Origin of the sequence: Microvenator marinus (assembly GCF_007993755.1) — a bacterium.
GTDB classification, from domain to species: Bacteria; Myxococcota_A; Bradymonadia; order Bradymonadales; family Bradymonadaceae; genus Allomicrovenator; species Allomicrovenator marinus.
Genome location: NZ_CP042467.1, coordinates 2,881,376 through 2,894,508 on the forward strand (window position 1 = coordinate 2,881,376; position 13,133 = coordinate 2,894,508).

General features: G+C 55.0%; 14 protein-coding genes. 6 read left to right on the plus strand and 8 right to left on the minus strand.

Annotation, left to right across the window (positions count from 1 at the left end):
* The first annotated feature begins 70 nt into the window (after positions 1–70).
* The 4 genes from FRD01_RS11735 to FRD01_RS11750 all read left to right on the plus strand — a co-directional run bounded on the left by FRD01_RS11735 (position 71) and on the right by FRD01_RS11750 (position 2,970).
* Positions 71–943, plus strand: coding sequence for an FHA domain-containing protein (locus FRD01_RS11735; RefSeq protein WP_146959841.1), 873 nt, complete (start codon positions 71–73; stop codon positions 941–943).
* A gap of 245 nt (positions 944–1,188) precedes the next feature.
* Positions 1,189–1,584 carry a hypothetical protein gene (locus FRD01_RS11740; RefSeq protein ID WP_146959843.1) on the plus strand — a complete coding sequence of 132 codons (396 nt, stop codon included), beginning with the start codon at positions 1,189–1,191 and terminating at the stop codon, positions 1,582–1,584.
* Between the two features lie 2 nt (positions 1,585–1,586).
* Positions 1,587–1,925: a hypothetical protein gene (locus tag FRD01_RS11745; protein ID WP_146959845.1), complete on the plus strand. Its 339-nt coding sequence runs from the start codon at positions 1,587–1,589 to the stop codon at positions 1,923–1,925.
* 166 nt (positions 1,926–2,091) lie between these two features.
* Complete coding sequence (locus tag FRD01_RS11750; protein WP_146959847.1) at positions 2,092–2,970, plus strand: formylglycine-generating enzyme family protein; 879 nt, start codon at positions 2,092–2,094, stop codon at positions 2,968–2,970.
* Here the strand turns inward: FRD01_RS11750 and FRD01_RS11755 are convergent.
* The 3 genes from FRD01_RS11755 to FRD01_RS11765 form a co-directional block, all read right to left on the minus strand.
* On the minus strand, positions 2,957–3,397 hold the full coding sequence (locus FRD01_RS11755) for a hypothetical protein (protein WP_146959849.1): 441 nt from the start codon (positions 3,395–3,397) through the stop codon (positions 2,957–2,959). The genes FRD01_RS11750 and FRD01_RS11755 overlap by 14 nt on opposite strands.
* Positions 3,398–3,425: 28 nt before the next feature.
* On the minus strand, positions 3,426–4,496 hold the full coding sequence (locus FRD01_RS11760; protein ID WP_146959851.1) for a hypothetical protein: 1,071 nt from the start codon (positions 4,494–4,496) through the stop codon (positions 3,426–3,428).
* Positions 4,497–4,586: 90 nt separating this feature from the next.
* On the minus strand, positions 4,587–5,174 hold the full coding sequence (locus FRD01_RS11765) for an RNA polymerase sigma factor (RefSeq protein ID WP_146959853.1): 588 nt from the start codon (positions 5,172–5,174) through the stop codon (positions 4,587–4,589).
* A 123-nt stretch (positions 5,175–5,297) separates the two neighbouring features.
* Here FRD01_RS11765 and FRD01_RS11770 point away from each other — a divergent pair, with 123 nt between their 5' ends.
* A complete protein-coding gene (locus tag FRD01_RS11770; protein ID WP_146959855.1) occupies positions 5,298–6,407 on the plus strand; it encodes a hypothetical protein in 1,110 nt (369 codons plus the stop codon).
* 136 nt (positions 6,408–6,543) lie between these two features.
* Positions 6,544–7,818, plus strand: a complete 1,275-nt coding sequence (locus FRD01_RS11775) for a hypothetical protein (RefSeq protein WP_146959857.1) — start codon at positions 6,544–6,546, stop codon at positions 7,816–7,818.
* On the opposite strand, the gene FRD01_RS11780 is transcribed toward FRD01_RS11775, so the two are convergent.
* From FRD01_RS11780 to FRD01_RS11800, 5 genes are all read right to left on the minus strand, one after another.
* Positions 7,815–9,200 carry a hypothetical protein gene (locus FRD01_RS11780; protein WP_146959859.1) on the minus strand — a complete coding sequence of 462 codons (1,386 nt, stop codon included), beginning with the start codon at positions 9,198–9,200 and terminating at the stop codon, positions 7,815–7,817. The two genes, FRD01_RS11775 and FRD01_RS11780, sit on opposite strands and share 4 nt — an antisense overlap.
* 74 nt (positions 9,201–9,274) lie before the next feature.
* The gene (locus FRD01_RS11785) at positions 9,275–10,189 is read right to left on the minus strand and encodes a serine/threonine-protein kinase (protein WP_146959861.1); all 915 of its coding nucleotides are present in this window, start codon (positions 10,187–10,189) and stop codon (positions 9,275–9,277) included.
* A 12-nt stretch (positions 10,190–10,201) separates the two neighbouring features.
* Positions 10,202–11,146: a toxin-antitoxin system YwqK family antitoxin gene (locus FRD01_RS11790; protein WP_146959863.1), complete on the minus strand. Its 945-nt coding sequence runs from the start codon at positions 11,144–11,146 to the stop codon at positions 10,202–10,204.
* A gap of 5 nt (positions 11,147–11,151) precedes the next feature.
* A complete protein-coding gene (locus tag FRD01_RS11795) occupies positions 11,152–12,087 on the minus strand; it encodes a tetratricopeptide repeat protein (protein WP_146959865.1) in 936 nt (311 codons plus the stop codon).
* Positions 12,084–13,103 (minus strand): sigma-70 family RNA polymerase sigma factor, encoded by a 1,020-nt coding sequence (locus tag FRD01_RS11800; RefSeq protein WP_249756201.1) that lies wholly within the window; start codon positions 13,101–13,103, stop codon positions 12,084–12,086. The genes FRD01_RS11795 and FRD01_RS11800 overlap by 4 nt, the downstream gene beginning before the upstream one ends.
* Positions 13,104–13,133 lie beyond the last annotated feature (30 nt).

Below are 13,133 nucleotides of genomic sequence, written 5' to 3' on the forward strand. Positions count from 1 at the left end.
TGTGTTAGTCTCCGACGTCTTCAAACAATGGCCAGAGCTGGCTTTATCCCACCATGGGGCAGAGTAATCGATGACGGATCAGAATCGAAAGACATTGCGCAGTTTTTACTGCCGCGATTATCTCTGGGAAATCTTTGAGCAGATGACAACCGATTTGGGCTGCTCAATGGACTACCTTGTAAACGAGTCGATGCGCCTCTACGCGCGCAGTCGAGACTACGTTCAAGACGAGGCACCAGGCGCCCCAGGAATGGGTGGGCCAGGTGGCGGCGGACAGATGGGCGGCGGACAGATGGGCGGCGGACAGATGGGCGGCGGAATGGACTTCCGGCAGCCTCCAGCGCCTGGGTATGGAAGCATGGGTGGCGGACAGCCGAACCCTCCTCCAAATCAGGGCTTCTCGCCCATGGAACACCGCACGTTTAATCAGATTCCACCGGTGCAACAACAGCCACGACAACCTGCGCCACCTGCACCGCCACAACCTTCGGTTGGATTTAGCGGTCAGCGCAATCAGCTTCAGTCGGCCCCTCCACCACCTCCTCCTCGCCCAGGCAATGGCGGCGGTGGTTGGCAATCTGGTGGATATCAGCAAGCCCCTCAGCCGACGCCAAGCCCCGGTTATGGCGGTGGCTCGCCGATGCCAGCATCGGGCGCCCAACCTCCTCTCTACCTGCTATTCAATAATAACAGGTACGTGGTGGACAAAGAGAAGTTCGTGATTGGACGTGGTAGCCAACAAACCGATCTGACCATCCGAGATGGCAATATCTCGCGTAAACATTGCTGCATCGTGTACAAAAACGGGTCCTATTTCATCAAGGACCTGAACTCGACAAATGGCGTGGAATATCGAGGAAATCGCATCGAGTCTAAAAAGATCGAGGAAGGAGATATTTTCTACCTTTGCGATTATGAGCTCCGGTTCACCTACAGACCGTAGTTGTAGATGTGTTCATACGCACCCAGACCAAGTCTTGCCTTCACCTCGACCCAATCAAATCAAGATCTCGAGTTGGCATCTGGGGGTCGATTTAGTTGGTGAGTTCCAAAGGGTGCGAGAAGCGCGTGACACCGGTTTTATGGTCTCGGCGATTAGCCACCTAAAATCATTGCCAGCCTTCTTCGGAGAGCGCTAAAATGGGGAGCACTTGGATATCAATCAATGACGGACGATAGAGTTACATTATGGAAGGTAGCGACGTCTTGAATTTAATAAGCTTGGCCGTGTCGCTATTGGGACTCTTCGCTTCACTTTACGCGGCAAAACAAGCCGGTAGTGCTGCTAATGCCGCCGAACAGACCCGAATACGAGTTGTCTTGAACAGAGAGATGGCTCCACAACTGAAACAATTGATTGCCGACCTTGTGGAGTTTTCAGTGAACTTTTACGACGGTGGTAAACCCAAACCTGAACCTCTGCTTTACAGCATTACCGATCTAATTGGTTGGGCAAAGGCCAACCAAGAAGTCGAGCTAAAGGAAAAGCTAGATAAGGCGAAGGAAATGATGAACAGGAAGAAATACAATGAGGCCGTCGAGTGCTTGCAAGAGGCGTATCACGATGCCGACTCAAGGAGATAACCATGAGCGTTATGGAGTTCATTAAGGATGTTGTGCGCACGGCTGAGGAAACCAGATTGCCGTGGACTCGGACGGGCAGCAGCGGTCAATTCATTTGCGAGTTCCAAGACGTTGTTCTGAGTATCAACAAAGAGCGGGTGAACCCGCTCTACGAGAACTACACTTTGACGATGGTCGATTTGGACAGTGGCGAGCCCGACATCCGTGTCAGCACGACTGAGTTTCCAGACGTGCACGAGCAACTGCAACGCTTGTATAAGCACGCCCTCGAGGAGGTTTCAGCTCCTCCAGAAGCACAACAAAAGCTCTTGGAACGCCTCAAAAGGGCCAAAGAAAAGTGAACTGAACAATCGCTGGAATAGAGTAAGATCTTTTTTGAACTCGAAAGTCGCGCACCCAAGTACCCATATCATTTCAACTCAAGCTTGTTCTCTATGGGATTATGATGCGAACGATAGGTTTCTTGTGGAAACACCGCCCGGTTTATCAGTGAACGAGATTGAAAGAATGAACCTAGCGAAGTACCTAGGCGGACTAGGACTTTTTGCATGTTTGCTTGTCCCTGCATTCGTGGGTGCCACCGAACCTGAAACTCCTGAGGGAATGGCGGTCGTCCAAGGCGCCTCCTTCAAACGTGGAGTTGAGAAGGATGACCATCAATGCGCTCAACCCGACCAACCCAAGAAAAACGCCACAACGCCGGCTCAAGAGGTCACGGTCTCGTCGTTCTACATGGATCTCACTGAGGTCACGAACGAGGCCTACGCCGCTTGTAAAAAGGCTGGGAAGTGCACGTCAGGTCCTGCCTACGCGGACTTCAATGCGCCTAAGCAACCGGTGACCGGTGTGACCTGGTATGATGCCAAGAATTTCTGCGAGTTTGTTGGCAAGAGACTTCCGACGGAAGCCGAGTGGGAGCTCGCTGCGCGAGGCCCAGACGCCGAGACCTACCCGTGGGGTAACGCGCCGGTTTCGTGCGAGCACGCCGTGATCAAGGACGAGAAGGGGCGAAGTTGCGGCGAGAAAAAAAGGCGAGGCTCAAAACCCGAGACGGGGCGCGTTCTGGAAGTTGGGTCCAAGCCCGCAGGACGCTACGGCCTCTACGATATGGCCGGAAATGCCGAAGAATGGGTGGCCGACTGGTGGACCCCTGATTGGGAATCATGCGGTGCGGCCTGCCAAGGTGTCGACCCCAAAGGGCCATGCGGTGGCGCCCTCGATTGCAAAGGCTTTAAGTACAGGGCTGTGCGTGGGGGTTCGTGGTACTGGCCGGGCGAGCACGCGACGGGTTATCATCGGCGCAGAAATCCGCCGTCAAACAGGCCGTTCCACCATTTTGGTTTTCGATGTGCTAAGTCGATCGAGACTGGTACTAGTCCACAGTGATGGCGAGAATCAGGATACCGTCTTGGTATTCGAGGCCGGCTTGAAAGAAGGTACTTCCAGGGGAGGCGCGAAGGGTCGTGTTGAGTTTCCCGGCGATACCGAGCCCGAGCTTGATAAACTTACCGGCGAGCCCGTGAAAGGTCACGGTCATCACAGAGCCGTCTGGGAGGTTCGTGGTTTCCTTCTGGCCGTCTTTCAACTGAAACTTAGAATCACCGACGAGTTTGAAGTTAGAATACCCACGAAAAGCCTTTTGGAGCTTAGAGCGCAGGGGCTCGAGCTTCGAGTCGAAATTTTCGCCAGAGCTGCTTGCGGCGATGGACTGAATCTTCACCGAAATAGTCTCTGCCTGGGCTTCGGCTGGAGCAACCAGTCCGATCGTAAGCATCAAGAAGAGAGCTGAAAATATATGGATTAGGTGTCGCATCGCTTACCTCACACGCTCAAACGTGCATTTAAATCGGTTGTCCTGAACGAGGAGCCTCGGACTCTTCTTCAAGATTTTCTTCACCGGAATCCAGGAGCCAAATGACTGTGGGTTCCTCTTCGGTCTCGGAGCCTGCCTCCGAGATAGAACTTGCTTGTTGAACAGGGCTGTTAATCATGACGGACGCGCCCGGTGCATATTCAACACTATCCACAATCACCACGGTTTTCTCAACGATAACGCGCTCTGGCTGGGCAAAAGGACCGATCAAAGCGCCGGCAAATGCCACCACTACCAGGGCGGCTACGGCACCGATGATCGACTGGCGATATTGCTGGAAGAAGGTCTCTTTCTTGCGTTTTCCGAGTGAGACGACGTTGTCGCCGGCGGCCTCTTGATCCTCGTTCATCGCGTCTTCGACGCTCTCCCAGATCGAGGAGAAATCCACGCCTTCGCATACCGTGTCCATGGCTGCCGTGGTCGCGAGATGAATCTCGCCGAGCGCGTCAAACATGGCCTTTGCATCTTGGTTCGACTCGAGAAGGGCTGAGACACGAGCGCGCTCGGTGCTATTGACCTCATCATCGAAGTATCGGGTTACGAGAACTTTTTCTTCGACGCTAAGGCCCGCGTCGGACTCCTCGATTCTGCCCATCACACTCTGGAAGAAGCCATCGAACCCGGCTGCTGCACCCAGATGATCCTCGGCGATTCGAATGCCAGCCTGCATGGTCTCAAGATGTACCAGGTACTCAGCGACGTCGTCGCGGGTATCTACAAGCTCGGCCACCCATTCTGCCTCGATCTCATCACACTCCCCGTCAAAGAATCGCTCGAGGAGCGGTTTCAATTCTCGGAGCTCAAGCGTAGCTGGTTGGTCAATGCCGGCGAGGATCGTTTCGGGTGTGAGCGTGGACTTCTCCCAAATGGCTTCTTCGGCCAAGCGCGCCGATGCCTCAAGCACCGCGAGCTCGTTCAAAAAGGTCTCACCAGCGGGCGTTTTCGCGAGCTTCTGTGCGAGCAATTCTTCACCGGGAGCCAGGTCCCCGTCGGCAAGTCGTGCCAGAAGTTCATATTGTGTCGCAGTCAGGGTCTTCATAATTTTATCCTGAGGTCGGGTCTCAGCAACTCAGACGCATCCTCAAGTGATCATATTCATTTGGTTCTTAAGATTTTCTTCAGAATTAAGTTAGATTTCGAGATCGTCGCCAACGTACTCACCAATCGCCTCTTGGAAGTAGCGTCTGGCGTGAAAAAGTCGGCTCATCACGGTACCTTTTGAGATGTTTAGGACATCAGCAATTTCTTCGTATGAGAGGCCGTCGACCTCTCTCAGAATCAAGATGGTACGGTGTTTTTCGCCTAGCGAATCGAGCGCCTCGAGCATTTTGGCCCGGAGCTCTTTTCGGCCGTAGACTTTGTCTGGATTGAGTCCAAGCGTGGACGGCAAGGTGTGCTCGTCGCCATCTTCACGCGAAATGCCGTCGTCGTACTCGACCTTCTTCACCCGCTGGTTCTTGCGGATATGGTCGATGCACATATTGACGGTGATTCGGTAGAGCCAGGTATAGAAGCTCGACTGGAAGTTGAATTTCTCAAGGTATCTGTAGACCTTGACAAAGACCTCCTGGCTTACGTCCATGCTATCGTCTGCGTTTTTAAGCATGCCGTAGCATATCGAGTAGACCCGACGCTGGTAGCGCTCTACCAGTTGTCGAAATGCATCTCGATCGCCTTTTTGAGCGAGCTCAACGAGTTCTGTATCGTCCTGCTCCACGATGTACTCCGTACAAGCCAAGAATCAAAAGTTCAAGCGGGCATATACCACGAAGCTCCGCATGCAACCAGCTTTTCAAAACATACGTTGTCTTTGATGCACGAGCCTCGTAGGATGCGCGCTATGAGACGTGAGTGGTACGTTTTTTGGGCGGTGATATTCATAGGATTGACGGGTTGTCCCACCTATGAAGACGAGTTTAGCGGGCGATATCGCGAGACCCCCACTGCCGAGAGAATCACGTGTTTTGAACGGCGAGAATGTGGCTTGCTTGAGGTCGACTTCTTTAGATTTGGCGATTTTTCTCAGGCGATTGTCCGAGAGTTTGATCGCGGCCCCAGGAACACTGCTGCAAACCCGTTCGTAGAGCTCACACGCTGTTATTGGACGCGTACGGACCGCTTCCGAGAGGATTCTTTCAACCTTGCGTTCGAACGCCGAACCGGCGGGATTCGTGGGATCACGAACGACTCAGAGATGAGTCTGGAGTTCATCGATTCCGAATCCACCTTCGACCTTGAACTCACCGAAGAGGAGCCTCGTCCAGATTGTGCAACGGTGGGCGATTATTCGATGGCTGTGACCTATGAAGGGCAGCTCGAGGCGGAACACCAAATTGAAAATCCGGTTTTTGTGATGCTCTGGTTGGGGCTTGAACGCGTGGATACGCCGGGCGGAACGGTCTACACGGGGACACAGGGGTTCTCGACCTTCCTGCGCCTTCCATCGACCTCGGTCAACGCCAGTGGCACCAGCCTTTCTGGGCGCGTCGACCTGATTCAAATCACGCCCCCAGACGAGCGGTTCCTCTCCCAGAGTGGCGATACGTCTTACGCCATCGGGCATTTTGTAATTGTGGATGACACGCCGGGAGAGAGCGGGCGGTTCACATGGGCGCGTTCTGAGGAGCCGATTATTGCCACCACGATAGAAGCCGGCGCCGAGGGTTGGGATCTAAGTTCGGCCTATTCGGGCAAAGCGCTCCTCTTCGTTCAGGGCTCCTTGCTCGAGCTCGACCCTGCCCTTCAAGAGCGGATTGTGAACCTCGAAGGCTACGAATACGTGGACCAAAACTTTTTTATTGTGGATGTCGTGGCGGATGGTCGTGACATCGTAGAGATCAAGCTTCCGGAGCGCAGAATCCCTGAGTGGCCGAGGCTTCGTGCGACCGGTGAATTCCTGGACCAAACCGAGATCAATCTGCCCCGATTGTTCCCATTTAACTCGTTATGAAAGATCGTTCTGAAATAGGTGTAATCTTACTCCACTCATGGATAATCGGCTTTCCGTTCAGCAGCCCGACCGAACGAGTTCCCGATGAATTCTGGACGTTCTCAACGCGGCAAGCTTCTTGCTTAACCATAGACTGATGAAAAATTTACTCCCCATATTTTTGATTTTTGGCGCACTCATGGGGATGGGTGGTTGCGCGGCGTCGGACGCCGAATGGAACCTCGGGGACTCAGGGCCGAGTGAAGACGATCCGGCCTTGAGAGCCGAATCCCGGCTTTTTGAGTGGGATGTCGCGGGCGCAAATGCCATATATCGAAGCGCGCTCGAGTCCTCGCCGGGGAACCCACAGCTCCTCGCAGGCAAAGCCATTACTGACCTTTTGCTCCTGCCCTATTCTGATTCGGTCGGGGCTTTGCTCCAAGGGCCGCTGGCCGCGAAGCGCACGCTTAGTCAGTCTGAGAATGTGATCTATCGCGAGTCCGGTGTACTTTATCTTTTGGCGCGTGGCGTGGGTTTTGAAGACGGTGAGAGTTTCCCAGGAATTCTGACGTTGCTTGAGACTCAGTTGCCCTGGAACGCCTCACGATTTGACGATGAGAATACTTTCTTTGGGCCTATGGTCGAGCCTCTCAACGGCCTTTTTGACGCGTTGGTAGTGGTGTCGAGCGACTTGGCGGTGATTGCACAAGACCTGAGAGAGGCCGAATCTTCAGATGGATTTTCGGCGTATTTCCTGCCCGGAGAGGTCTTCCACGATACCGAGTTGAACTTGGTCATCAATCGTACTGAGCTTGCGGGGCTTCGGGCCATTCTCGGTGGGGTTCGCACCGTGGTTCATTTTGGAGCGGCGTACGAGTGGGGCGCGTCTTTGTCCGAGATTATTGCGGCCCAAGACGAGGCTCGGTACGACTTGATCTCTTCCACGATGTTTCGAGATGTCCGCAATCCAGATGAACTCCTAAACGCCCGTGACGCGCTTATGGAAACGATTGGTGCGCTGAAGTCCGCGGTGGAATACGGCATTGAGGACCGTACGAACGATATCGTGGAGTGGAGCAATATCGAGGAGTCCTTCGCCCAGGAGCTGATCGAGGTGCTTAGCGCTGCAGAGCAGGCCATCGAGGGGCAGACTGCAATCCCTTATACCTCACCGGCAACACAGATGGACTTGAGTCCGTTGTGGAGCCCTGGTCTTACCCTGGATGCCGAAACCCATTGGTTCTTCAATGAGCCGGAATTTGGCTGGCAACTCAGTGATGATGCGCTGAAACCCTTCTTCTTCGACCAGGTTTTTGACCCGACATTTGAGTCGGAGAATCCGCCAACGTTGGAGTTCTCGCAGGAGTCCGAGGACTTCACAGGTCTCTTCTTTGGGGACTTTGAGAGCGATTTGCGGGTCACGTACTTCTAGAACCGGTACTGCACGCCAGTCTCAACGGTCACCGGGAAGTTCACCTGCCGTTCGGTCAGTGGGTAGACGTAGAACGAGCCCGAGGCTCCAATCAACGCGGTCAATGATGGTAGGAGCTGCAGGGATACGCGTGGTCGAATATTGGCGCCCAACAAAACTTCAAATTCGTAGCGGGTGGTTCGGTCTGGATTGCAGCCGCGAATGATGGTGTTCACATCTTCGCAAACCACGATATCACCAAGTGTGGATGCCTCAACCAAAGCCGCAATTTCAGGGCGAATCGGCCCGAATGAATACCCAAGTTCAATGCCGCCGAACCCTCGAATCGTAGTGAAATCCTGGATGATGAACCCCGAAAAGTCCCTGGCCGACGTCAGGACTTGAACCGCTCCAAGCACAGAGAATTCGCGGGTGACCGAGTAGTTCGCACCGATGGCGGCGCCGTAGTGCCCGAAGAGTTCAACGTTGGGGTCTGGAAAGTCTAAGAATGAGGCGTACGCAAAGTAAATCTGCATGGACCAGGGGCTCTCGCCTTGGGACTGTGCGATAGGAGCTGGGGCCGCCTCCGGCTCTAGCCTACAAGAAAGCAGTCGACTTGCGAGCCGGCTCGCTGCTTCTTCCAGATCCTCAAACCTTCCAACGCTCAAGGTCTCGCGCTGAAACTCGCCTTCTGCGGCGTCATAGAGGTGAACGATGACTTGCCAGCCTGTGTTGGTGGTCTGCAGCGCGTCCACAAAGAGTATGAGTTCAGCCTCGGACACAACCGCCAAGCGGTCCGCATGGCTTTTGACAGGACTCGAATCTCGCACGGAACGCTCAAGCGTCAGACGTGCACCCTCGTAGAACTGCACGACCGATTGTGGATAATAACCCTCTTGAATCACCAGAGCGGGGTTCAATCTGACCATTTCCTGCATCAGCTCAAGGGGGCGGGCCACGTTCTCGCCCTTTTCGAGGTGGCTCAGCGCCAAAAAGAGCAGCGTCTCGGAGAATTCTTGAGGTTCAACCAGGTCCCAGCCGGCAGAGCGCCAGATGGTGACCGCTTGCTCAAGAGACTGGATGGCTCCTGCGGGGTCGAGCTCGCGATACTTGGTGATACCCATCTCGGACCACGACGCCGCGAGCTTGAGAGAATCCAGGTATGAGGGGTTTTCCTCAAGCCTGCGCGAGACGCTATCGTCGGATACCGGCGAGAACTCCGGCATGCTTCGCACCAGGTTCGTGGCGCCGCTCTCAAGGGCGGCGCGAGCTTGAGCCACGCGCTCTGTGTCGGTTTCCTCGACGTAGCCGCTCGTCACGTGGACGCGATCTTGTGCCCAACTCGCGCTTGCCACGAGCATACACAAGCCCCACACCCCAAAAACGACCCATCGACTCATCATCGCCGCACTTTAGTCTCTTGGCCCCTAATAAAAAAGCCTCAGAAGTACGAAAAAGCCCGCGTGTACACGCGGACCTATGGACGAACGGTCACGGTCTCGTCCATATCCATGTCGTCAAGGCACGTACCGGCGTCCTCAAGGTCTACGGTGTCGAGGGCTTCAATGGTTTCAGCGGCACTTTGAAAACGCGTCGCGAGCGGCTTAGCTAGCATCTTGTGTGCAACTTCGCGCAGCTTATGAGGCGTGTGCAGGTCGGGTGGTAGCTCAATTGGGATGGCCTGAAGATGGAACATCGTAATCAGGTTCAGGTCGTCGGTTTCAATGGCGTATCGACCGGTCAACATCTCGAAGAGCACAAGACCCAGGCTGTAGATATCACTTGCAGGGGTCAGCACCTCGCCGCGATTTTGCTCAGGCGACATATAGCGGATGGTGCCGACTCTCATTCCGCGCGTGGTCAGCTCGGAATCGGGGTTTGCGTAATCGCGAGCCACACCAAAATCCAGAAGCTTGGTACGCCACGGGTCATCGAGGTACGAAAACACCATGATATTATCGGGCTTGATGTCTCGGTGCTGGATGCCGTGCCAGTGGGCTTCGTGAAGGCTTTGAAGCACCTGCTTTGTGATATGGATCGCAAGGTCCGGCGCGATAGGGCCTCGAGCCATGAGCTCGGTTAGAGACTGGCCCTCCACGAACTCGAAAATCATGTAGAGCAGGCCCGATTCTGAACGACCATAGTCGTACATCCTGATCGTATGCGGGGACTGCAGCTCGGAGAGCAGCCGGGCCTCCCTCAGGAATCGCGCCTCTAACTCTTCGTCATACCACTGGCCGTCCAAGGCCTGCTGTGGCTTGAGAATCTTGATGGCGACTTTGCGTTCAATCTCGTCTACCCTAGCATGGAAGACCTCGCCGAACGCGCCTCGGCCTAGCACCTTGAGGATTCGGTATTTACGTTCAAAGATGTCGTTTGGTTTAGGGAGCATTGCCCACTCTAGCTAGAGATTTTCAACACGTTCTAGGACACCCGAGACACTGTACGATTTCCACTCACCGACCTTGTTTCCGTCCGCGTATTGGCCGGTTTCTCGGAGTTGGCCATCGGTGTACCAGTAGCTCCAAGGGCCTTGTTTTTTGCCATCTTTGTAGAGTCCTTCCGACTCCTTTTGACCATTTGCGTGCCAAAAGACCCAGTTTCCTTCGCGTTTATCGTCGAGCCATGCCCCTTGAGCGCTCGACTGACCATTGGGATGATAGAGTTCGCTTGCGCCGGTTTTTACGCCATCCATCCAAGTGACACGCGCCACTGGAACACCCGCAGACGTCTGGCGCACCCACTCACCATGCTTCTTTCCGGCACGCCACATGCCGGACTCGCGCGAGCCATCGAGGTAGGTGCGCTGGGATACTCCCTCCTCGAGTCCGTTGGAGAACGTGACGACTTCTTCGGCGCCTTCCCGAAAGAGTTTCCAGGGACCTTCGCGCTTATCATCAACGAGTAGCCCCTCTTCCTGCACGCTGCCATCGGGCTGTAGCCGTTTCAGCCAAACGCCCTTTTCTCGCCGCTGAAGCTCCTCTTGAAGTGCGCCCGTTGGGTAGAAGACCTTGCGCTCACTTAGGATGCCTTCGTCAAAATCCTCGAGACTTCGCTGGCCGCCGTCGTCGTACCAACGCCATTGCTTGACGGGGTACCCACGATCGTCGAGCTGTAGCTCGCGCACGAGCACCTGTTCAGGGTTCCATTGCAGGAGAAAGCCCACGGGGAGCGGGTCCTCGGGGCGATGACAGGTCACGGTGCGAAACCCGTCTTCGCTAAAATCATCGGCGAGGTCTGTACCGTCGGGGCATCGCAACTGCCGGTCTGCCGGTCTCTGAGGCCATCCATCAGGCGTCAAAGGCTCTGCCGCACAGCCGACCAACCCCAAAGCACATGTAATCAGCATGTTTCTCAAGGTGTACCTGCAATCCGCTCAGTTTTCCGAATGGAGCGTTGCGCCACACAGCCTCGCTCGAGCCCTCGTTGACACGAGAGATTGTAGAATTCCCTGGCCGTGGTCAGGTTCCGATCAACCTCTACGCCCTCATGGAGGATCAGGCCCGCGTTATAACAAGCGATCGCATCACCGCGATTGCAAACCCCAACGTTGATAAGGAACTTAGAGCGACGGCGCGACTGGGCATCTTGGGGCTGATGTTTGGCGGCCAGTGTATAGTACTGGCGCGCCTTGACGGGGTCTGGGTCTACACCGACACCTTCGGAAAAAATCTTCGCGAGTGTGGCGCAACCATCGCCAGTTTCTTCGTTACATGAGCGTTCAAAAAACGCTTCGCTTTTGGGCTTATCTTGTGGGACGCCGGAGCCAAAATAATAGGCCTGGCCTGCCCTAAGACACGACGAGGAGACGCCGAGTTCGCACGCTTTTTCGTCGAGTCTGACGGATTCGGTGAGCTCAGACTCGAGCCGCCAAAGGTCGCGTTTGGCAGCTGCCCATTCGGCGCAACCTCGCCCCACGCCTTGTTCACACGCGCTTTTGAAGACTGGAATCGCGTTTCGTCTTGAACCAAATTTGGCGAGTTCCACACACGCCAAGGGCTCACCTTTGTCGCACGATTCTCGAAGAGCCTGGTTCATCTCGGCCTTGTTTTCGGGGATTCGCCCGAAGAACTTGGCCATCTCCATACAACCATCGGCCTCACCGAGTTCGCATGCAAATTGGAAGGCTACGAGCGCGCGATCTGGCTTTTGGTCGAGAGCCGAGTGCTTTCCCCAGTTCATGCATTGTTGGGCATCCTCGTCCACACATGCTTCCCAACGGGGGTCTGCCTTAGATGTTGCGCATCCAAAGCCCATGACCAAAACCGCGAAGAGAAGCCAGTGTTTCATTGAGACTCGAGGAAATTGATACGAACGTCGTCGCCCAAATTTGAGAGCAGATACTTCTTGAATCGCTCACGTATCTGGACTTCGACCTGCCTGATACGCTCTTTGGAGACGCCGAACTCATCACCGAGCTCTACAAGACTCCGCGGATCTTCAGCGATCATGCGCTGAGTCCATATCGCCTGTTCGCGCTCGTCATCGAGTGATTCACCAAAGGCCTTGATGGCGGCGCCAATCTGGGAGCCCATTTCGCGATTCGCAGCCCATTCTTCCGGGTCTTCGGCAGATTCATCGGCCATGAGCTCGCCGATAGTCGTCTTGTCGAGACCTGGAGCTGTCTGGTCCATGTAGACTGGCGGTGAGTCCAGCTGTTGTGCCACGCGCACAACCTCGGCCTCATCCACGTCCAGGTACTCCGCAATAAGTGCGGGCGTGGGCTCTTCACCCCGCCGAATCAACTCGCGGCGGGCCTTTTTCAGATTGTAAAAGAGTTTTCGGCCGGCTCTGGAGCTGCCGATCCTAACCGGATGCAGGTGATTCATGAGGTAGTTCAGAATCATCGCCCGGATCCAGTACTGTGCGTAACTCGTGAACTTGACGCCACGATAGGGGTCGTAGCGAGTCACTGCCTCGGCGAGACCGACGTTGCCCTCTTGGATGAGATCCAGAAGGTTTGTCCAACGCCTTTGGTATTCGCGTGCGATTTTAACCACGAGACGCAGGTTGGTGATGATGAGCATCTTCGCGGCGTTCGCGTCTTCGTCGTTCTTGTAGCGCTCGGCTAGTTTCTGCTGCTCTTCAGCAGGCAGAGGCGCGATGTGGCTAAGCCTTGCGAGGTACGCAGAGAGCGGATCCGAGCCCACCAAGTCGCTTGAGACGCCGCCTGTCATCATCAGGCTCAAGTCCCCGAGCTCCTCGGCTTCCCTCAAGCCTTCTTCGGACAAATCAAGGGAATCGTCGTCCTCTAGAATCTCGACGTCGATATCTGAATCCGCCTGATTTTGTTCGTCTCTTGCCATCCGTGTCATCCGTTCAACCCTTTTCTGATA